The following is a 19,870-nucleotide window of genomic DNA, read 5'->3' as shown; positions in this document are numbered from 1 at the left end:
TGCCTTTGGGGCCTCTTGAGTGCTTGCCTCCTTCGGTCCATCCTGGCAACTAGAGCAGCGCGATGAGGCCGTAAATTATAGTTCGCCCAAGACACTCGCTTTGATGACGCTGCGAAGTCGGTTTTCCACCAGTTCCCTGTCTTCTCAATTGGCCCGGCTGATGCGGAGCGGAACACTGGCGATGACGCTGGCCGAGGGCATGCGTGTCGTTTTGCAAGCTTTGATGCTGATCCTTCTGGGCCGCGTGCTTGGCGTCGAGGGCTTCGGCCGCTTTGTCGCAGCGCTTGCAACGCTGCAATTTGTTCAGCCCTTTGCCTGGCGTGGCGCGTGGATCATTCCCGTGCAACTGATCAAGCAAGCGGGTCTCGCGGCCGGTGACGCAGCAAGCCGGGCGATGACCACAGTCTTTGTCGGCGGGCTGGTGGCTACGGCGATCGCCAGCATAACGGTCAAGCCCTTGTTGCTTGGCGATCTGGCCTGGATGACCTTTGTGTGCCTTTGCGTGTCCGAGCTGGTCTTGAGCGGCATATGCTCCACTCTGGAATATGTGTGCCTCGCACAGCACCAGTACCGTCGGTTGTTCATGCTCAAGACGGTCATGGGCCTTGTTCGGGCCGGCGTCGTGTCCCTGATTCTCGTGTTTGGCGTAACGGTCTCCGATCAAAACTGGGCGGCCATTTATCTGGCGATCGCGATTGTCGTTACCGCGAGCTATTGGTGGATTTGTCGTACGGCGCTGGGATTGAGGGTCTCCCATCGCCAATTGTCACGTCATGAACTGCGGGATGGATTTTCCTACGCCGTCGCGGGTACTGCCAGCTTTGCGCAAGACAACCTGGACAAGCCGATCGTGTTGCACTTTGCCGGCGCGGCGCAGGCTGGCTTCTATGGTGCCGCCTATCGCGTGATCACCGTCGCCCTGGTGCCGCTGCGGGGATTGACCCAAGCGGCCTATCCCCGATTTTTCGAGCTGGGCAAGGGTGGTATCGCGCCGGCAATGGATTACGCCAACCGGCTGCTGCCGATTGCCCTGGCCTATGCAATTGCTGCCGGCGCGGGAATGTACTTGATCGCGCCCTATATCGGGTTCGTATTCGGCGATGGTTTTGCAGAGGCGAGCCTGGTGGTCCAGATGCTGTGCGTTATTCCGGCGGTACGGGTGCTGTCCTATCTTGGCGGCGACGCCCTGAGCGGCGCCGGGCGACAGCAGCTGCGATCACGCTTCATCATTGTCACCAGCGTTCTGAACATTGTCCTGAACATAGCCCTGGTTCCCGCTTTCGGCTGGCGCGGCGCGGCTTGGGCGACGATCATTGCCGACAGCTGTCTGGGCCTGGTGAGCTATGGTGGCGGCTTGCTTCTGGTCCAACGTTTACGGACGACACGGTCCACGGTACGTCAATGACCAACGCGACCGCCGAAAGCGCCTACCTCGCCCGCCAGCGGCGCGTACTGATCTATATTCCCCATCTCCTGCCGGTTTATCAGCCTTGGGCGCGACACCACGCGCAGCTGCTACCGCGATTCGAGACGATGCTGGCCGGTCGCAAGCGTGCCGTTCCGACGCTTGATATCGAAGGCATTGCTCATTTCAGCCTCGATGCCTTTCCCTTCGGCAAACTTGAGGGAAGTATTTTGCTGATCAACGGGCGTGGTCCGCGTCTGGAGCGCGCCATTGCGGCCTTCGCGCCGGATTTGATTCATGCACATTTCGCCACAAGTGCCACCGAAATCATGGATATTGCCAACCGGCTCGACGTTCCGCTGGTGGTGACCTATCATGGCTGGGATTCCCGCATATCTAGCTCTACCCAACCTTTGCGGCCCTATGATCGTCTGCACCTGGCCCGGCGCGAGCGCATGTTCGACCAAGCCGCATTGATTCTGACGGTGTCGGAGTGGCTTCGGCAGGAGGTCGTGGCGCTCGGGGCGGATGAAAAAAAGACCGAGGTGCATTATCTGGGCGTCGACCGGCAGGTGTTTGATGGCATCAGGTCATCCGACGGCTCCTCACGCGTGGCCATGGTGGGACGGCTGGTCCGCCTCAAGGGCACCCATTTTGCGCTCGAGGCCTTTCGCCTCTTGCTGCCACGCGTATCGGGATTGACGGTCGAGATCATCGGCGACGGCCCCGAACGGGCCGCGCTCGAGCGAACAGTTGCGGAGTTCGGCTTGCCGGTCAGTTTTCTTGGTGCTCAAAGCCAAGAGGAGACCCGCAACCTGCTGGCCCGAAGCCGTGTGCTCTGCTTTCCCAGCACGGTTACCGAGGGGCTATCGGCGGAAAAGTTCGGCTTGGCGGCTGCCGAAGCGCAAGCAATGGGCGTTCCCGTCGTTGGCGCAAAAACTGGCGGAATTCCGGAAGCCTTCAAACAGGGCGAAACCGGACTTCTTGTGCCCGACGCCAATCCTGAAGCCTTGGCGGAGGCATTGCACGTGTTGCTGACCGAAGATGCGGTCCATGCCCGAATGAGTTCTGCGGGTCGGGCCCTTGTCGCGGAAAAGTTCGATGTGCGCAAAAACCTTGGCGTGCTGGCAGATCGCTACGACACGCTGTTGGACGCACTGGGACGTTGATCGGCGATGAGCGTCATGATTGCGATCCTTCGCGCAATGCATCAGCCAACCGAGCGCCGGCGCTGACGATCATCGGGTCTATCGCCGAAGCGGCGTTGTCGCGGATGCGCGCGATGTTGCGCGACGACGACAGAATTATGCCGTGTGGGTTGTGTGCGTGGGCGGCGCCCAAGAGCACGCGTGCCAGTATGGCTGGATCGCCAAGGTCCAGCTGCGTGATTGCGGAGAGTTGGCGCTGTTCCTCGGGATAGGCAATCCAACGCTCGGCAAGGGGTCTTGCCGCATTCAGGATGGCGCGATGGGTAATGGTCGGCTCTGCCGGGGACGGTTGCGCAATGTCCAAAACACACCAGGAATATTGCCAGATGTCGAAGACGCTCCTAAAATGCTGCTGGATATCAAGCGTATGGAGATAGGAGGTCGCGGTCCCGATCGCACCGATCGTTCCGTCCCGTTTTCGACTTTGAAGATAGGCGACAAGTTCGTCGCTGAGATCTTGACGCCTTACTTCATGCAATAGGAAAATGTCGATTCGACCCATACGCAGGCGCTGCAGGCTGTCTTCCAGGCTGCTGGCCACGAAGGGCAAATCAAAACGGCCGGTTTGCGTTTCGGCACTGTAGGCGCGAGCGCCGACGCGACGGGTCAGTGCCGGCGCCAGCTTGCGCAGGGGCGCCGCAAGCGCGCGAGCTAAAACGATGGCATCGCTGCGACGGGGACGGGAAATGCCGACCTTGGTTGCAACCGTCACCTGGGCGCGCCGATCCGACAGTGCCTCGCCCAAAACGTCCTCGGCGGTCCCCATGCCGTAGGGAGGTGCGACGTCGAAATGACGAACGCCGGCCTCATATGCTGCATGAACCAGCCTGATGCTCGCGGCCTTGCTCCATCCGCCGGTCAGGCCGGACGTGCCAAGTCCCATAGGGTTGGTCATAGCGCAGTGCCGGGCAGGGCAGCGCACATCAAAGTGCTTCCGCATCGATGGCTGCGCTCAGGCGAAGTCCCAAGGCAATAGCGGTTAACGTGGGATTGGCAAAGCCGGCCGCTCGAAATGTGGCGGCTCCGGCCACAAACAAATTATCGGTACCAAAGACCTTCAGGTTTGAATCCACGACGCCATCGCCGGCGTCGCGGCCCATCCTTACCATGCCCATATGATGATTGGCATCATCGACCCCAGCCATGAAGGCGCGATCGCGAGCCACTAATTGCGGCGCGAGGTCAACCTTGGCCAGACCCTCCGCTTCAAGGAAGTCCGCTACGTGCTTGGCAAAACCTGCCATAGTTTCGATTTCAGCGCCGTCGACTTGCCAATCCATGGCCACGATGGGCATGCCAAGATCATCGCGTGTATCCGATAGTTGCAAACGGCTGGTGCGCAGGGCGATTTGCTCACCGGTCAAACGCAACTGGATACCGCGGTCCGCAGGGTTGTAGGTGCGGCGATATCGCAGGTAGCGCAAGACCATGGGGACGCCGATCTTAGCGAGAGGTATGAGCTTGGCCGGGTAGGTCAGGATACGCCCGTCGAACCGGCCCTTGAGAATCCCGCGCGCAAACACCTTGAGTGCACTTAGATCCTCTGCAAAGCTGGAATTGAAGATGAAATGTGCTGCAATTCCAAGCATCGCGTTTTCTCGTTGGGCGGCTTCGGACAGCTTGAGTTTAGGATTGTACTTGAGCCCGTCGACAAACGAGCTGTCGAAAATCTGGTGGAAACGTTTGCGATCGATCGGCGTCACCGTACCTGCATAGGCATCGACGTGATCGGCGAAACCTCGGCCCAACCATGGATTACCCGCCCAAGGCGCAGCGTTGCCAAGCGCCAGCGGCATACAAAGCAAGCGTGCCATCTCGATCGTGCCCTGGGCCAGGATGATCCTTGGCGCACTTAAATGAATTTGCTTGCCGCCAATGCCGCCAATGACAAGGCTCGCGATGGCCTTGTCACTGCTCATCGACAAGGCAGTGACGGGAGCGTTGATCACAACTTGAAGATTGGTGAGCTTGGCAATTTCGTTTTCAAACAGACGAGCCAGATTGGTTTCCGGCACCCAGCGGCTGAAAAAGAAATCCAGATTCCGGTCGACCGATGGCGGGGCGATCTTCAGGCGCTGCCAAACGGCGTCATCATCGATGCGCCGAGCGAGCCCAAGCATGTCGTAAGCGCGCGCATAGGCATCGTCGAGGTCGGTGCGCTGGATTGGCCAGCCATGGTCCTCGATCCAACTGCGCTGCTCAAAAACTATAGGGTCGAACTCGAGCAGTTGTCCGGACCAAAAATTGGTGGTGCCGCCTAAGGCCCGGAAACGGCCAAGATGAAGGCCTTCAAGAGCGTTGCCGTGCCAAGACGCATTTTCGAAGAACTTCTGGCTGTCCGGCTCGACACTTTTGCCGCCGGCTTCAAGCAGGATGACGCGCTTGCCGCGCCGCGCCAGGTCTACGGCAAGGCAAAGACCTACGGCACCGGCGCCGACCGCGACCACGTCGGGGTCGGTAAGCAGGGCAGAATGGTCGCGGAAGTCGATCAGCATTGTGCCGTCTATCCCTGCAAGCTGCAGGTGGCCGTCGTTTCCAGTTCATTCAGATATGCGGCCAGCGGCGCGTTGTGGGCTTCGGGTTTCCGGCGCAGTGCGGTCTGGGCCAAAGCTTTGAACCGGGCCTCGGGAAGCAGGATACGAATCATCGACTTGGCGATTATCGTGGGCGCGATCATTCCGGACAGCGCGCCTTTGCCGACCAATGCCAGCGCCTTGAGCTTGCTGGTGCGCGCGACCTCATAGGCCAAAGCATAAAGCTCGAAGCCGATACGGGCTTGGCGGGACAGGCGGGCTGCGTCGCGTTGGAGCCAATCGCGCATATTGGCCTCGCTATTGTTGCTTGAAACACGCCCCTCGGCGGTGTCGTCATAGAGCACGGCCAGCGGCGTCGGGATAAAGTGCAGAGTGCTGCCGGCACGAAGCAGGCGAATCAGAAAGTCGGGGTCCTGAACCTTGCTCAGCCCTTCGTCCCAACGCACCTTGCGCGCGGCGGATGCGCGGACAATCATTCCGGTCGATTGGATACGCTGGTCGGCCACGAAAAAGAAATCGGCAATGTCTTCGTTTGGCAGCGGCGGGCGAGCAGGGCGAATCTGGACGTGCGGCTGGTTGCGCCAAACGTAGAGGGGTGAAGCGATGACGTCGGCAGGGGTTTTGGCCAGTTCGGCGGCAACGATCGCAAGCTTTTCGGGAATAAACACATCGTCGCTGTCGAGGTAGGCGATGTATTCGCCACGTGCCACGTCCGTGCCGATGTTGCGGGCGGACGAAGCGCCCGTGCCGCCAGCCGCAAGGAGAGTGATGTCGAGACCGGGAAATCGAGCGGTGACGGCTGCAACATCCTCGCTCGATCCATCATCGACGACGAGGACTTCGAAATCACTGCAAGTCTGACCAGCCAATGATGCCAATGCCCGGGCGAGAAGCCTGGTGCGGTTCTTGACCGGAATGACGACGCTGAACAGCGGCGCCATTCAGGTGCGTCGGCTTTTGAAGAAAGAACTGGCCAGTTCCTTGGACAGGATGCGCACCAGGGCGAAGAAATCGAGCATGTAGCGCTTGAACATGCGCCGTGGCTGGCTCAACAGCCGAAAGAGCCATTCCAGCCGGGCATTCTTGATAAAGGAAGGCGCTCGTGCCTGTTTGCCGGTCAGGTAGTCGATACTGGCACCCACGCATAGCGCGACACCATCGCGGCGCAGCGCCTTGAGGCGGTTGGCAAAGATTTCCTGTTTGGGCGCACCCAGGCAGATCAGCAGGATGTCCCAGTCAGCGGCGGCTGCGGCCTGCAGACATTGGGCAAACGCCTCAGACTCCGTGCTCATTTGCAACGGCGTATCGATCAACGTCAGTTGCCGTTCGACAAACTGGTGCGCCAGTTTCTCAAAATCGTCCCGACCAGGCCCGATGACACCGATTTTTTTCTCGATAAAACGCGGATCGCATAGAATTTGCGCAATCAGGTCCGAGCCTGGCAGGGTGAACAGCCTGCGGCCGGCCAGCGACGCCAGCAGTTGCAGGATCCGGCTGTCGCAGATGACGAAACTTGCCGCGCAATAAGCCTGGCGAAACTGATCGCCACGTGTCGAGTGCGCATGCAGAATATTAACGTGCTGCACATTGGGCGTAACGCAATAGCTGTAGCGTTCGCCGCTAGCATGGAGCAAGCTGGTCTTGAGCTGCGCCTCGCTGCCGTCAATAAAGTTGATGCCGAGAAACTTCATACCAGGTCCGCACACCAAGCCTACTTGCCGCTTGTCTGTTAACAATACGAGCGTGATCAATATTAAGTATTAACGCGGTCAAAAGATGGGCCGAATTCTTGTAGCGGCGATGCGGTGCTGGGACGGATCAAAAAGGCAGGTTGTCGCTTGATGACCGAGGGCAACATGCAGGCGAGAAGCAAGCAATAGCCTACCCCGGCATGCAAGCCCATGGTACTTTCCGCATAGCCCATAGTCAGATAGGCGCCAAGGACGAGAAAACCGAGCCGGCGGTATGGCTCCTTGGGCCGCAACCAATTTCGGCCCGCCAGCCAGGTCATGGCGGCGACATAAGCGCAGCACCCGATGAGTCCCAGGCCGGCGTAGATCTCGATATAGGAATTGTGCGTGCTACCCACTATGAAGCGGGCGCCGCCATCGGCGCGCGGAACAGTGCTCAACAATTCAGTCAGAGGCAGGGCCTTGTAGCCCCAACCCAACACGAAGCGCTGGTCGGCAAAGCGCAGGGCAAGCTCCCAGATCTGCGTCCGCCCGGTCAAGTTGGATTCCCGGCCAACCAGGGCGAACAGATCGTCGATGGAGGCGAACTGCAGGGTCAGTACCAGCAAAGTCGCGCCGATGACCCAGACCAGTGTCCATACGCCACGCGATGCGCGCTTCAGCACATTGCCGCCGGTGAACAGCACGAGCACTACCACGACGCCAATCAGGGCATTGGAGGATTGGGTCAGGGCCAAAGCCGCCAGCTCAATGGGCATCAGCGCCAAAAAGAGCAGGCGCGTTCGAGACGCAAAGTCCCGATTGGTGCACTGCACGAGCAACAGGCCAATATGGAGCGCCAGCAGGGGGCCAAACGTATTCTTGTGGTTGGTCCAGCCGCGAAACGCGCCGCGGTGTTCGGCCGTCATGAAAGACAGGCTGGGGACCAGCAGGCTGACGAGGTTAATCGCGACCAGCACGGTCATGATCACGGTCATGCGCTGGATGACCTGTTCGGATGAATGGCGGAAAACGGCCGTGGCGATAAACCCGGTGGTCGTTACAAGGCTCAGCCCGGAGGTAAAGCTCAGCGGTGGATCGTAGGACCAGAGCGTGGACACCGGGCACAGCGTTGCAAGCGCAATCACGGGCCAGAACACCATTGCCATGCGCCAAAGGAGCTTGAGATTGGCCAGCAAATAGAGGCCCTGCAGGCCAAAAGTCAGCGCCACCTCGATCCGATCGAAAGGGCGCTCATAGGTGAGCAGCGTGGCTTCGGACGTTGCGCGCCAGTAGGACATGTTGCTGGCGTCAAACAGGAACCAAAACAGCACGATGCTGAAAAACAGCAAATCCCGCCGTTCGGCCAATTGCCTGTCGTGCTGTAAGTCCAACGCGGCCATGTCCATCGTTGTCGATCTCAACACAAAATGCGGTGGGACGAATACCGCCTGACGACGAGTCTGGTGGACATTGGCTTGTCTATGCCAAAGCCCAAGGTCTCTAGTAAAAAAACAGATAGGTTATCCCTGGCAGGACGTATTTGACTTCGGTCTCGGGTGCCTTGACTTGCGATATTGATCGCATGAGGCGCAACCGCACATTGGGGCGACGCTCAAAAGAAATCAGAGCGCCATAGACGGCACCGCATTGATGGTTTCTCGCCTCCACAGAAGCCGGGTCGGTGTCCGGTGCCACGCAGGTGATCTTTACCTGGCAGCCGTCGCCAAAAGCGATTCGGCCAAGCCCGGAAAACTGGCGATTGATGCTGGGCGTGAGCTTGCCGGTTGTAGGGATGTCGTCGAATTGCTGCAGCGTATCCTTGAGGCCGGACGTCGCGCAGCCTTGTTCAGGGGCCGCCGGAGCGACAACATTTGCCGATTGGGCAAACGCGCCGGACGTCAGAATAACCAGCACCCCAGCTACAAGGGCGCGTAACATCATTCGAGGCATGAGCGGAAGTTCCCGTTGTCGACGAAGCCAATATGCCGTCAACACCGTCGGGAGTCACGATACAAGTTGATGACGGGATGCTGCGGCTGGATTATTGCTGGCGACAAGCGCCAGATGTGAGCATGGACATCATGATGTCCGACCGGACCAGGGCAAGCAAATATGAAGAGCGGCAATATCGAAAACAATCCCGCCTGGGTTCCCGGCAGTTCCGGTATAGTTACGTTTGCTTTTTGGAAAGCCGCGCTACAACGAAATGGCCAAGCGGCTGGGACGCTCGCTTCGGTTCACCTCGCCAGACCTGAATTTGAGTGTCGTCACTGACGGGCGGCAACATTTTGCTAAAGGCGACTACGACCAAATTATAGATGTGCAGCCTCACCTGGGCCCGGATATGCGGCACAAGCTCAATCTGGATTCCTACTCACCTTACGAGAGGACGCTGTATATCGACTCCGACTGCCTTGCGACCAGGCCGATCGAGTTCATGTGGCCGCTGTTCGAAGGCCAGGATTTCGGCGTTTGTGGTCGGATGCGGGGGGACCATTTATGGTACGGCATGCGTATCGCCGACATTCGTGCGCAGTTCGGCATTGCTGGCCCGCTGCCGGTGTTCAATGGCGGTCTCATGTATTTTAACCGTTCTGAAGTCAGCCAAGCCATTTTCCGCGAAGCCCGCCAGCAATTTGATCGCTACAGCCAGATTGGTCTTTCATCATCGCCTGGTCGGCATTGGGCGGCGGCCGACGAGCCGGTTCTGGCCATTGCGATGGCGCTTAACGGCGTCGGCGTCGTGGAAGATCATGGCAGTACGATGCGCACGCCGATCAATAAAACCGGCCCGATAGAAATCGATATTCCGGCGTTCAAATGTTCCTTCGTCAAGGAAGGGCAGTTGGTCAAACCTGCGATCATTCATTTTGCCAATACGTCATTGTATGACTTCATTTATCTGCGCGAAACGCTCAAGATTTATCATCCCGCTTTTGGCAAGTTGCTACACGCCATAACGGATGCACCGTATCGGCTGGGATATTGGCTGGTTAATCCGTTGATGATGGCGGCGCGCAGCGTTTTGCGGCGCAGTTGAAAACTGTGGCTGATCCGTCTCGGCGTTGGTCCTCAGCTCAAACCATCGGCGAAAACCTCTGTCAGCGTGGTGACCTTGTATCCCTGCGCGGCGACATGGTTGACGATCGCCTGAAAACTGGCTGTCGGGTAGTCGATACCGTTGGAGCCGCCGCCGTCGACAATGTTGTGGAACGTCAGGATCGCTGTCTTTTTTGCCGTCATTGCTTGATCGATCGCGGCCGTAACCGCCGCTGCGCTGGATGGCGACGAGCCTCCGGTCACCGCCATTTGCCGCAAATAGGTGGGGTCGGCGAATGGATAGGTGTCGGTTTCGAAGCTGTTCAACTGGTTTCTGAAGACCCGTATCGAGGAGAAATACTGCGCCGCGATCAAGCGGCGGTCGCGGTCCTGCTTGCCGAGCGGCCAGGCAAAATGGTCGGCGGTGAAGCCATAGCGGCGGTTCCACCGCTTCATGTCGATACATTCCTGACGAAAATCGGCCAGGGACAAGTCGAGCAGACCATTGGCGCTGTTGTGATGGGCAAGGGTGGCGGCATGACAGCCGATATCCCAGCCATAGGTGTCCTGAAGACTGCGGAGCTCATCGCGGCCCATATAGCTGCCGGACCCGATGCCGGCGGAGATGGCATCGCAGATCGGGTACACGAGCGCGGGAAAATTGCGGGCAGACAAAATTGGCAAGGCTTTGGCATAGGTCGATTTCCAGCCATCGTCGAAAGCGAAGATGACGTGACCCGGGCCCGCATAGGGCAGCAGTTCCAGATGCTGAATGTTCAAGTCGAATGGGGCGTTGCTGGCGGTTCCTTGCGCCGACAGCCGGAACGCGGTGACGTTGCTCGGATCGACGGTAAGGTAATTGGATGCTTGCGGCTGCTTGAAGTCGCCACCGGTGAGGTGCAGATACACCCACTCGCCGTCGCTGGCGATCCCGGTGAGTCCCGAGCCTATGGTCGTCTGGGAAAACACGCCTGCACCATCGGTAATAGCCAAATAGAGGGCGCCGAGCTTGGCCCACTCGCTGACGCGCAAACGGTAGCGCAGGAAGTGGGTCGTCAGGTTGATGCCCGAAAGCCCCGCCTTGGTAGCGTAAATCGGCGTGGCATTGGCGGGGGTGGACAGTCGATAGCTCTGGATGCCTTCCGCAAACACAGCAGTGTCGTCGCCGCCTGAACCGCCAGTGCCGCCCTTGGTCCAGCCATGGCCGGATTGCCATTGCGTGATAATAGTTCCAGCGGGCAGGGCCGGACGAGCCTGATAGGGTGCCAATCGGCTCGACGGCGCCAGTGCCGGCGATAGTGCGATGCCGAGACCCAACATCATGCCAGGCCCAAAATGGCCGTGGCGGTCGTGCCGGTGGCCTTGATGCGGGTGACGCGCAGCGGCAAGATAGACCCATCGGCGACGTTGGTGAACAAGACATCGGCGCCCGATACCAGGACCGCGGCCACGCTGCCGCCAATGCCCACATAAAGTGCGCGGGTCGGCTCGGGCAGGGGATTGGTATCGTGGGGCGTAACCGCGAAAGCGTGGGCGGCTGGCGATTCCAGGCTGGAGGCGTAGTCGGCGTAGCGGTCGGGCATCGAAAGGTCCTCAAAAGAGAGCGGACCTTGAGTATGTCCCGGACGCCAGGATCGGGGACTAGGTGGATAAAGTCGTGCAATCTGGGCCGTAGACTATCGCCCGGGCGTCGCGGTTCCGTCAGGCGGCGGGGGTCGCTTGCGGGTGTGGCATCCGTTTGGAAATGGCTCTCGAACGCGCCGATCAACGTCGTTCGCAGCTTTTCGCGCAATGCCATCGACATGTAATGCGGGCGGTGGGGCAAGCCATTCCCGTAAACCGGCTGAAAGGCCGGTGCCACGGCGGGCTCGCGGGCCCACAGGTGAGCGCGCCTTGCAACAACATGGACAAAAGTTGATCGAACAAACAAAGATTTGTTCACAACTTGCAATTAGTTTCCGTGTCGGAGGTATGCGCCTATGTTCAAGCGCTTCATCGAAATGTTGCGGTCTGAGCGGACATTGTCGCTGGAAGTTCGCCTCAACCTGGTCAATGGACTGTTCTATCCGTTCGCTTCGTTGATCACGGGCGCGCTGGCGGGACTTTGGATCGCTGTAACCGTCAGCTTCATGGTTGAAGACGTGTGGGTTCGCAGCGTTGCCGATGCCATCGTGGTGGTGGCGTTTATCCGCATTTTTGTCGGCTTTCGCTATGTAAACGCAAGCAAAAGCGTCGATGGCGGCAACGTCAATCGGTGGGAATTCGCCTATGCCAGTTTTGCTGCGCTGTTTTCGGCGCTGCTGGGGCTTGTCAGCCTATTGGCTATCCTGCGGGTCAGCAGCGAGCCACTGCATTTGATGCTGACCACGACGACCGCAGCCTATGCTGCCAGCATTGCCGGGCGCAATGCGGGGCGGCCGTGGATCGCCTTGACCCAATTGTATCTGGCGGCGGGTCCGATGTGCCTGGGCCTGATCCTGCATCCGACGACGTTCTACCAGATCGTGGGCTATGCGCTGTTCTTGTTCATGTTCGGCATGACGGACATTACGCTTTCGGTCCGGCAGACGATCGTGAACGCGCTGGAGACCCGCAGGTTGAATGCCGAGTTGGCGAAAACCTCGCAAGAGCAAGCCAACCTGTTCGACGATGCGCTCAACAACATGTCGCATGGGCTGACCATGTTCGATGCCAACGGCAACCTGCTGGTCTGGAACAAGAAGCTCTTGGGCATATTGGGGCTGGGAAAGCTGGCCTTCACCAAAGGCATGGCGCTCGAGGAGATGCTGAGCAGTCTGGACACGAATGAGGACAAGACGGTGAATACCGCCCCACTGGTGGATGTGATCCGGCAAAGCGTCAGTTCGACTCGGGCGCGCAAGAGCTTCGTTAAGCTTGGCAATGAAAAGACCGTCGCGGTATCGCGTCAGATCATGCAAAACGGCAATGTCGTTATCGTGTTCGAGGACGTGACCGAACAGGAAAAGGCGCAGGAGCGTATCCAGCAACTGGCCTGGACGGACGAGTTGACCGGGCTGATGAACCGCGCATCCTTCAAGGAATTGATCAAGAAATCGCTCGAAGAGGGTGACAAGACTACCAAACTGGCGCTGCTGCTGATCGATCTGGATAACTTCAAGACGGTCAACGACACGCTTGGACATCCGATCGGCGACGAGTTGCTGATCGAGGTCTCCAAGCGTATCGTGATGGTCACCAACAGCAATGGCTATGTCGCTCGCCTGGGCGGGGACGAGTTCGTGATCATTCAACCGCTGCACCAGAACTCGGTTGCCGTGGAGACCTTGGCGGCGGCGATCATCGCAGCCATTGGCGGTCCGTTTGAAATCAGTGGGCACCGAATCAATATCGGCGCGAGCGTCGGCATGGCCGTGTCGCCCGAGCACGGGGATGCCGGCGATGTGCTGCTCAAGCGCGCCGACATGGCGCTCTACAAGGCCAAAGCGCAGGGCCGGCACTCTGCGGTCATGTTCGAAGACAATCTCGACGTACTCGCGCAGCAGCGGCGCCTGCTCGAACTCGATATCCGCACGGCCATTGCCGAGAACCAGTTTTCGCTGGCATTCCAGCCTATCGTGGCGCTGGCCAGCGGCAAGATCGAATCCTTCGAGGCGCTCATTCGCTGGCGGCACCCAACCCGCGGCTATATTTCCCCTGCGGAATTCATCCCCGTCGCCGAGGAAACCGGCCTCGTCATTGCAATCGGCCGTTGGGTCCTGGAGCATGCCTGCCAGATGGCCGTGGAACTGGAAACCACGGCATCGGTGGCGGTGAATTTTTCGGCGGTCCAGTTCCAGGACAAGACTTTCCCGCAATTTCTGCTCAAGACCTTGCAACAAACCGGATTGCCGGCTGAGCGGCTTGAGCTTGAGATCACCGAAACCGCCCTGCTCGATGAGTCGTTCGAGACTCGCAACATGATCGACAAGTTCCGGGCTATGGGCATCGGCGTCTCGCTCGACGACTTCGGCACCGGCTATTCTTCACTCAGCCAATTGCGCAAGTTCCCGTTCACCAAGATCAAGATCGACGGGTCGTTTGTGCGCGATTTGGGGCGTGATCCGAGTTCGGTGGCGGTGATCCGTGCGGTGAGCACGATCGGCAGAATCCTGGGCATGTCGGTCGTGGCGGAATGCGTTGAGTCCGAGGATCAGCTGCAGTTCCTGGTTTCAGCCGGGTGCAGCCATGTGCAAGGCTATCTGCTTGGCCGGCCACAATCGGGGACCGCGCTCGCGGCCATGGTGCGCGAATATTCGCCGGCGGCCTTTCGTCGACTTCTGGCAGCTTGACACCTAAGCCACCTTGCCCAGCTTGGACTGGGCGCCGACCAGGCGGCGCATGACCTGCAAGTGGTGATGTTCCAGTTGCATGCAGGCGTCCGCCCACAGCCCTACAATATCGCTGAGCTCCTCGAAAGGTATGGGGTTGGCGCGCTTGGCCGCGCGGTGCATCTGCAGCTGCGCGCCGTGGCGCGGGCTGTTTTTGTGGATATACTGCTGCACGGCCTCGATGCCCTTGCCGGGCTCAGCCAGGATATGGACCAGTCCGAGCTCGTAAAGCTCTTCGGCCGTTACCGTCTTGCCGGTCCGCACGAACCATTCGGCCTTGGCGAAACCAAGCTTGCGCCCCAAAAACGACAGCGCTCCCATGCCGGGGAAAAGGCCGAACAATTGTTCTGGAAAGCCGAACTTCGTGCCTTTTTCTGCGCAGACCACATCGAACGATAGCAGGGATTCAAATCCACCGCCCAGCGCATCGCCCTGCGCCAGCCCGATCGTGGTGATGTCGCAACCGAGCGCTTTCCAGTTGTTATGAAGAATTTGGACGCAAGACAGCCCATAATCGACCAAAGCCTGCCGGTCGCCGTGGGTGATGCAGTCGAGGAAATGCACGAGATCGCCGCCGAAGCAGAACACGGCGGGATAGCGCGAGCCGAGCACGACGTATTTCAGCGCATTGCCGGTCTCGTGTTTCAGGCGGGCAATATTGCGCTGCCAGCGATGAAATTCGACGAGCAGGGCAGGGTTGTAAGACGGGCGACCGGCAAAGTTCATGAAGCTCCACAGCGTGGCGTGGGAGATGTCATGGGCGCACTCCAGCTGCGCCAATTCGGGCCAAAGCCGACCCGCGGAGCGACCGGTTCTCAGGTCCAGGCCCGGTACCTCGATTTGCGATGCGTAGCTGGTGGATGATCCGGGGACCTGAGGTTGAAGAAGCATCCGCATACTCCTGACATCTGAGCGGCTGCATTCAATAAACTTCAAAACCCTTTGTTAATCAAATTTTAACGATGATAAGAACGGCTGCAAAAATCGCATAGGGACAAATCTCATAAATTAAACAATTATTTAGAAGCATTAACCATGTCAGCCGATTGGTAAACGCGTGCACGAGAGATGCGGTGTCGCGCGGCCCGGCACGCGCGGCCAGTAAAGGCGGTGCACGCTTTTGTTGAACCAATTGCTAAGAGTATTCGGCGATGATCGGGATATGGCAAAGCTGGGCGCCGCATCGAACAAACCATTGCCGATCCCGCGAGGGTGGATCGTGCTTGGATTGGCATTAGCGAGTTGGGCGGCGGTTTCTATCGCTGCGAGCGGTGTGCAAACCGTAGCAACCAGCGTGCTGGGCTAGGCAAGCCGCTAGTGCAGACCGCCCGCCAAGGCGGAACGGTCTGCTGATGGGCCGTTGCGGCGGTGGTCCCATCGTGGCGCAGTTACGGGCTGTGCCCAAGATAGTTTCTAAATATCATGACCCTGTCGTCGGAATAGTCGCGCTGATGCGTTGAGGTCGCGGCGACCTCAGCGCGAAATATGCCCCTGACCCAAAATGGTCTTAATCTTCGTTAACCTTGTTTGCGGAGGGCAATAAAATGGTGTTGGACGATCGACCATTCATACAAGCGCATCGCGTTCCGGCGCGGGGTCAGGCCATAGCGGCTCTTGGGCTGGGAAGCTGGGGCGTCGTGGCCGCCTTTGGGCTTGGTTTCCAAATTTTCATTCGGGCAGTCGGCGGGTAAGCACCTGACGTCCTAAGCCGCGCATGGCCAAAGCTGGCTCGATTGGCGCCAGTCCGGCATGCCATGAAACCGTACGTCCTCTCGCGCCACAACCAGACTTATGCGAAGGTCATCCTTGGCGGAGCAATTCTGCCGATGCGAGAGTGATTTCTTCGATCCGTTTCGGTCCACTTTTTTCAAGCATGCTGCTAGCGGGCGCGAACGTGACGCCGACATTGCAGAGACGAGAGAACAAGCTTGGACCGCCTGTATTTTATTATCCGGCAGATCGCCTACCTGGAGCAGGCGATCCAGTGGCTATTTGCGCGCCGGATTGTGGTAATCCTCATTTTGGCGCTGCTGTCCTGGACACTGGTTTTTGGGCTGATGCAGCTCATCTGGTAACGCTCAGGCAGGGTGTCAGCAAGCTTGCTCGTACTGGCCGGAAATTGCCTTGGTGAGCTGTGGAGGGGCAGCACCGTGCGGCGGAGACGCTGCCCCTTCGACTCATGTCGATCCCTACGGAAAACCGAAGGCCCACGCGTCCTCTATGAGTCGCGGCCAAGAAAAAATACAGTCATATTTTACTAAAAGTTTGCCGAGCAGGCGTTTTTTCTTGGCTATGTTGCAGCTTTGCAGTTTTGGCGGTGATCCGCAGATTTTTGCATTGCGCGAGGAGAGAGGCCCGCTGGTTAACCTGATATTAGCCATGGGGGCGCAGATTCTGGGTGCCGGCTAGCGGCAGGGGTGGGGGAGCAGCGTCACGCTGGCGGCGGGGCGTGCTGCTCAGATTGCGTGGCAATCTTCGTATCTTCGGGCCCACCCCACATTAAGCCCTAGCCGGCGCCACGCCAAACGGTGCCTGTTATTACAAAGAAGAAATGGTGAACGCCTTTTCGGCCGGGCTTATTGGTCAGTCTTCACTGTTGATCGTCCAAACGGCTGGCGGCAAAGCCGCTGTGTCGGGCTCAAAATACTTTTGCAGCAAAAGCTCGCCGGACCCGTTGGTAGAAACGGTGGAAGCTTGCATTCTCTGGATTTTGGCAAGACGCCCTTAGCGGAAATCCCGCAGTGATCGCCGATGCATCGCGTGTTCCAAATCCTGCGAGACCTGGGATATCCAGAAGAGGCAATCGATTGGCTGCGCCAACGCAGGGCGCCGATCATCGTCGTGCTGGCGGTCTTGGCCTGGCTTTTGGTGATTGCCATCGGCTGGATCATCTGGGCGCAATTCAGCTGATCGAGCACCGGCCGACACACGGCATAGCGCCGGCAAGATCACCGCAGTGATGATCGAACCTTGGCGGCCTTGGCCGTACGATGATGCGACGTTCTGCTGCGATGACAGCAGTATGTCTTGGTTAACAGAAGATGTTTTACGAGTTGCCCGGGCAATTGTTGTGGTTTAATAAACCGCGTGTAAAACGTGTATTCCGCAAGGCCACGGCGGTAAGAAGCGAACACTGCACCATCGCTCATGGAGAACGTCATGGCACTCGGAAAATTGATGATGATCGGCTTGGCGGCATTGTGGGCAATGCCTGCTGCAGCCCAGACTATACCTGGCGCCAGCGGCGCTTCAAGTTGCCTCGTGGGCGGCATGGGCTTTTCGCCTGGCGCCACGGTCCGCGCCGGCAATGCCATCATGAAATGCTCGCCTGCTTATCAGTGGGAGCCGACAGAGGATCGCTCCGGCGGTTGCTTCTTTGAAGGTCAATTCTACAGCGTTGGCGCCGCCGAAAGCGGCAGCGAGGTTGGAACGGGCGCCCGGTGCCAGTCTGATGGCCGGTGGTCGCCGCTGCCGATCAGCGAATAGGTCCTAGGGGCAGCTGAGGGCAGGGTGATCTCTACGCCTGTTTCGCAGCGGGTCGGTCGCCAGATGTCTGGCTGCCGAGCCACCACATAAAAGCTGTCGCGGCCATGGCAATCTGTTAGACATGGGCGGGCGAGCCGAAAGTGTTGACCATGCGCCTTGCCCTGCCCATTTTCGCCATTTTGCTGTCTACGTCTCAGGTGTTCGCTGCTGCGGTGACCTATGAAGGCGTGCTCGGCGGCGTACCGATTGTCGCTGAAATAACCGAACCGCAGGATGGTGCCGTCGTCGGCCGGTTTTTCTATCGCAGCTATGGAGGCGACGTGCCGTTGCAGGCACGGCGCGCCGATGGGAATTTCTGGTCCCTGTCCGAGGAGGCGCCTTGCCTGCCGGGGGCTTGCGCCACGGCAGCGGACGACGACGATGCCCAAGCCAGGCCGCCGCTCGCCGCAACCTGGCTACTGACGCGGTCGGCGGACGGACAGCACATTTCAGGCGGTCGAAAGCCGGCAGGCAAGTCGGCGGGCCGTTTGGCCATCGAGCTTGAGCGCGTCGCCCAACGCGCCTTGCCGGTTGCGGCCACCGTCACGCCCGACACCTTGAGAAATACTGCGCTGATGGCGGCTGATGATCGCTCGCTGAGCTTTACCTCCGAGGCGTTGCCCTATGACATGCTCAAGATGGACGTGGCGCTGGACACGGGGCCCGTGCAAACCGTTGCCGGAGCCAGTTTCCAATATGTCGTGGATCCCCGAACGAAATTCGCTTTCCCGCGCGTCGTGGCGCTGCCTGATGGCAGCGATACAGCGCCGATCAATCGGGCGCTGGCCAGCGAGCACGCGCGTCTGAATGCTGCAGCATTCCAATGTCTGTCGGCGGGCTATGCGGGCTTTGGCTGGAACGATGCTATGGGACCAGCGCCCGCAGACTCCCTCGGCTGGTACGATGAAGCCCAGTTGCGCGTTACCTATCTGTCGCCAACCGTAATGAGTTGGGTCGCGGCAGGAAGTTCGTTCTGTGGCGGGCCTGGCCCTCAACATTATTCCACCAGCCATAATTATGACGTGGTCGCCGGTGCGCCCCTGGCATTGTCGAAGATATTCAAGGGATGGCGTACTGGTGAGCGCGGAGGCGCACCAGCCGAGCTGATCGATTGGCTTGTCAACGAGGTTGCCACCGTCCAAAGCCCTGGCATGGATCAGGATTGCCCCCTCAAAGATCTGATTGCCGAACATCTTGCCATCCGTTTTGAAACCGGTGACACAGTCGTCTTCACCTTGGAAGGTTTGCCCAGCGCGATTTCTGCCTGCCAGCGCGATATCAAGAGTGCGCGTTTGGCGGACATCGCGACGATGCTGGCCCCTGGGGCGGCAAATTATTTTCCGGCATTGACGATGAAATAGGGTGAAGGGGGCAGCATCGCCGCCGCACGGCGCTGCCCCTTCCACACCGCCTGCATGGGCCATGGCCTGCCGCAGGGGTACAAAGATGCCGCCATTTCCGAGCGGCAAAGATGGGTAAATCGTCGTTAATATTTTAGTGCAGATTAAGACAATTCCGGGGCAGTGACGGCCAAGGACCGCTATGGGCACTCAACTCGTTGACGCCAAGCAATTTTTCAGATCGGCGGAACGAAAAGTCGGCGATTCCGTCTATGCTGTGTCGAGTGTCCGCCGCACCTCTCGTCACAGAAGGCTATCCAACACCATTGGATAGCCTTCGGTGTTTGGGTGGTGTTGAACCGGTCAAGCCGGCTAGGGCGTGCGCTGAACCAGCAGCAGCGCATTCGCTTGATCGTGTTGTGGAGTTGCTTCCGGGTCAGCAGTAGAAAGACCGAGGGAGCAACACCGTTGCGGCGGAAGCGTCGCTCCCTCGACATTGGGCGTTCCCGAGAAGCTCGGGCTCCCAATCTTTGTGGCGCGTCGCGCCTCTCGATGCCAGCTTTACCGCGTGTTTACCTTAACGTCGACAACTTGAACGATGCTCAAGCGGCGCAGGCGGTAAAATCAGTGCTGCGAAAATGGTAGTGGAGCCGCAGCAGAGTTGAGTTTGTTCAAACGCTTCGATAGCCAATCTTGGCAGCTAATTGGCTGAACGGGAATGGTATTTAACATCATCAGACGCTTGATGGACAGGTCTGTTGCAGGGCGTTTTCGCTTGATCTCGTCGGCTCGGCAAG

Annotated in this window: 17 protein-coding genes; 7 read left to right on the top strand and 10 right to left on the bottom strand. The window is 58.9% G+C overall.

Translation table 11 applies throughout. The features are described from left to right. The first annotated feature begins 160 nt into the window (after positions 1-160). On the top strand, positions 161-1,405 hold the full coding sequence (locus tag ACFE8X_RS05950) for a lipopolysaccharide biosynthesis protein (protein WP_375450521.1): 1,245 nt from the start codon (positions 161-163) through the stop codon (positions 1,403-1,405). Further along, positions 1,300-2,574 (top strand): glycosyltransferase, encoded by a 1,275-nt coding sequence (locus tag ACFE8X_RS05945; protein ID WP_375450520.1) that lies wholly within the window; start codon positions 1,300-1,302, stop codon positions 2,572-2,574. Before ACFE8X_RS05950 ends, ACFE8X_RS05945 begins: the two co-directional genes overlap by 106 nt. 13 nt (positions 2,575-2,587) lie before the next feature. Here the strand turns inward: ACFE8X_RS05945 and ACFE8X_RS05940 are convergent, their stop codons facing one another. The 6 genes from ACFE8X_RS05940 to ACFE8X_RS05915 form a co-directional block, all read right to left on the bottom strand. Beyond that, positions 2,588-3,508 (bottom strand): aldo/keto reductase, encoded by a 921-nt coding sequence (locus ACFE8X_RS05940; RefSeq protein WP_375450519.1) that lies wholly within the window; start codon positions 3,506-3,508, stop codon positions 2,588-2,590. A 28-nt stretch (positions 3,509-3,536) separates the two neighbouring features. Further along, entirely contained in the window at positions 3,537-5,108 is a 1,572-nt protein-coding gene (locus ACFE8X_RS05935; RefSeq protein WP_375450518.1) for a GMC family oxidoreductase, read from the bottom strand. An 8-nt stretch (positions 5,109-5,116) separates the two neighbouring features. Then, positions 5,117-6,088, bottom strand: a complete 972-nt coding sequence (locus ACFE8X_RS05930) for a glycosyltransferase family 2 protein (RefSeq protein ID WP_375450517.1) — start codon at positions 6,086-6,088, stop codon at positions 5,117-5,119. Beyond that, positions 6,089-6,898, bottom strand: coding sequence for a WecB/TagA/CpsF family glycosyltransferase (locus tag ACFE8X_RS05925; RefSeq protein WP_375450516.1), 810 nt, complete (start codon positions 6,896-6,898; stop codon positions 6,089-6,091). A gap of 2 nt (positions 6,899-6,900) precedes the next feature. Next, positions 6,901-8,220 (bottom strand): O-antigen ligase family protein, encoded by a 1,320-nt coding sequence (locus ACFE8X_RS05920; protein ID WP_375450515.1) that lies wholly within the window; start codon positions 8,218-8,220, stop codon positions 6,901-6,903. Between the two features lie 100 nt (positions 8,221-8,320). Then, a complete protein-coding gene (locus ACFE8X_RS05915) occupies positions 8,321-8,761 on the bottom strand; it encodes a hypothetical protein (protein ID WP_375450514.1) in 441 nt (146 codons plus the stop codon). A 265-nt stretch (positions 8,762-9,026) separates the two neighbouring features. Between ACFE8X_RS05915 and ACFE8X_RS05910 the strand changes: the two genes are divergently transcribed. Continuing rightward, complete coding sequence (locus ACFE8X_RS05910; RefSeq protein WP_375450513.1) at positions 9,027-9,860, top strand: hypothetical protein; 834 nt, start codon at positions 9,027-9,029, stop codon at positions 9,858-9,860. A 32-nt stretch (positions 9,861-9,892) separates the two neighbouring features. Here ACFE8X_RS05910 and ACFE8X_RS05905 read toward each other — a convergent pair whose 3' ends face one another. Both ACFE8X_RS05905 and ACFE8X_RS05900 read right to left on the bottom strand, forming a co-directional pair. After that, entirely contained in the window at positions 9,893-11,182 is a 1,290-nt protein-coding gene (locus ACFE8X_RS05905) for a polysaccharide deacetylase family protein (RefSeq protein ID WP_375450512.1), read from the bottom strand. Next, positions 11,179-11,442 (bottom strand): hypothetical protein, encoded by a 264-nt coding sequence (locus tag ACFE8X_RS05900; RefSeq protein WP_375450511.1) that lies wholly within the window; start codon positions 11,440-11,442, stop codon positions 11,179-11,181. Before ACFE8X_RS05900 ends, ACFE8X_RS05905 begins: the two co-directional genes overlap by 4 nt. Positions 11,443-11,838: 396 nt before the next feature. On the opposite strand from ACFE8X_RS05900, the gene ACFE8X_RS05895 reads away from it, so the two are divergent. Further along, entirely contained in the window at positions 11,839-14,169 is a 2,331-nt protein-coding gene (locus ACFE8X_RS05895) for a putative bifunctional diguanylate cyclase/phosphodiesterase (RefSeq protein WP_375450510.1), read from the top strand. A 3-nt stretch (positions 14,170-14,172) separates the two neighbouring features. Here ACFE8X_RS05895 and ACFE8X_RS05890 read toward each other — a convergent pair whose 3' ends face one another. Further along, positions 14,173-15,099, bottom strand: a complete 927-nt coding sequence (locus tag ACFE8X_RS05890) for a crotonase/enoyl-CoA hydratase family protein (RefSeq protein ID WP_375450509.1) — start codon at positions 15,097-15,099, stop codon at positions 14,173-14,175. A gap of 1,037 nt (positions 15,100-16,136) precedes the next feature. Between ACFE8X_RS05890 and ACFE8X_RS05885 the strand changes: the two genes are divergently transcribed. Next, positions 16,137-16,283 (top strand): hypothetical protein, encoded by a 147-nt coding sequence (locus ACFE8X_RS05885; protein ID WP_375450508.1) that lies wholly within the window; start codon positions 16,137-16,139, stop codon positions 16,281-16,283. Between the two features lie 676 nt (positions 16,284-16,959). After that, positions 16,960-17,118 carry a hypothetical protein gene (locus ACFE8X_RS05880; protein WP_375450507.1) on the top strand — a complete coding sequence of 53 codons (159 nt, stop codon included), beginning with the start codon at positions 16,960-16,962 and terminating at the stop codon, positions 17,116-17,118. A 38-nt stretch (positions 17,119-17,156) separates the two neighbouring features. On the opposite strand, the gene ACFE8X_RS05875 is transcribed toward ACFE8X_RS05880, so the two are convergent. Then, on the bottom strand, positions 17,157-17,525 hold the full coding sequence (locus ACFE8X_RS05875) for a hypothetical protein (protein ID WP_375450506.1): 369 nt from the start codon (positions 17,523-17,525) through the stop codon (positions 17,157-17,159). A 318-nt stretch (positions 17,526-17,843) separates the two neighbouring features. On the opposite strand from ACFE8X_RS05875, the gene ACFE8X_RS05870 reads away from it, so the two are divergent. After that, positions 17,844-19,094 carry a hypothetical protein gene (locus tag ACFE8X_RS05870; protein WP_375450505.1) on the top strand — a complete coding sequence of 417 codons (1,251 nt, stop codon included), beginning with the start codon at positions 17,844-17,846 and terminating at the stop codon, positions 19,092-19,094. Positions 19,095-19,870: the final 776 nt, after the last annotated feature.

The organism is uncultured Devosia sp., assembly GCF_964244875.1.
In the GTDB taxonomy this organism is placed as follows: Bacteria; Pseudomonadota; Alphaproteobacteria; order Rhizobiales; family Devosiaceae; genus Devosia.
The sequence above is the reverse complement of the archived record's forward strand: the minus strand, read 5'-3'. Positions and strand labels throughout refer to the sequence as shown.

What these genes read in the sequence shown, in the direction of transcription:
- ACFE8X_RS05950 (WP_375450521.1), top strand. Translation starts at nt 161, where the DNA reads ATGCGGAGCGGAACACTGGCGATGACGCTGGCCGAGGGCATGCGTGTC.
- ACFE8X_RS05940 (WP_375450519.1), bottom strand. Translation starts at nt 3,508, where the DNA reads ATGACCAACCCTATGGGACTTGGCACGTCCGGCCTGACCGGCGGATGG.
- ACFE8X_RS05935 (WP_375450518.1), bottom strand. Translation starts at nt 5,108, where the DNA reads ATGCTGATCGACTTCCGCGACCATTCTGCCCTGCTTACCGACCCCGAC.
- ACFE8X_RS05930 (WP_375450517.1), bottom strand. Translation starts at nt 6,088, where the DNA reads ATGGCGCCGCTGTTCAGCGTCGTCATTCCGGTCAAGAACCGCACCAGG.
- ACFE8X_RS05920 (WP_375450515.1), bottom strand. Translation starts at nt 8,220, where the DNA reads ATGGCCGCGTTGGACTTACAGCACGACAGGCAATTGGCCGAACGGCGG.
- ACFE8X_RS05915 (WP_375450514.1), bottom strand. Translation starts at nt 8,761, where the DNA reads ATGATGTTACGCGCCCTTGTAGCTGGGGTGCTGGTTATTCTGACGTCC.
- ACFE8X_RS05910 (WP_375450513.1), top strand. Translation starts at nt 9,027, where the DNA reads ATGGCCAAGCGGCTGGGACGCTCGCTTCGGTTCACCTCGCCAGACCTG.
- ACFE8X_RS05905 (WP_375450512.1), bottom strand. Translation starts at nt 11,182, where the DNA reads ATGATGTTGGGTCTCGGCATCGCACTATCGCCGGCACTGGCGCCGTCG.
- ACFE8X_RS05900 (WP_375450511.1), bottom strand. Translation starts at nt 11,442, where the DNA reads ATGCCCGACCGCTACGCCGACTACGCCTCCAGCCTGGAATCGCCAGCC.
- ACFE8X_RS05895 (WP_375450510.1), top strand. Translation starts at nt 11,839, where the DNA reads ATGTTCAAGCGCTTCATCGAAATGTTGCGGTCTGAGCGGACATTGTCG.
- ACFE8X_RS05890 (WP_375450509.1), bottom strand. Translation starts at nt 15,099, where the DNA reads ATGCTTCTTCAACCTCAGGTCCCCGGATCATCCACCAGCTACGCATCG.
- ACFE8X_RS05880 (WP_375450507.1), top strand. Translation starts at nt 16,960, where the DNA reads ATGCATCGCGTGTTCCAAATCCTGCGAGACCTGGGATATCCAGAAGAG.
- ACFE8X_RS05875 (WP_375450506.1), bottom strand. Translation starts at nt 17,525, where the DNA reads ATGATGGCATTGCCGGCGCGGACCGTGGCGCCAGGCGAAAAGCCCATG.
- ACFE8X_RS05870 (WP_375450505.1), top strand. Translation starts at nt 17,844, where the DNA reads ATGCGCCTTGCCCTGCCCATTTTCGCCATTTTGCTGTCTACGTCTCAG.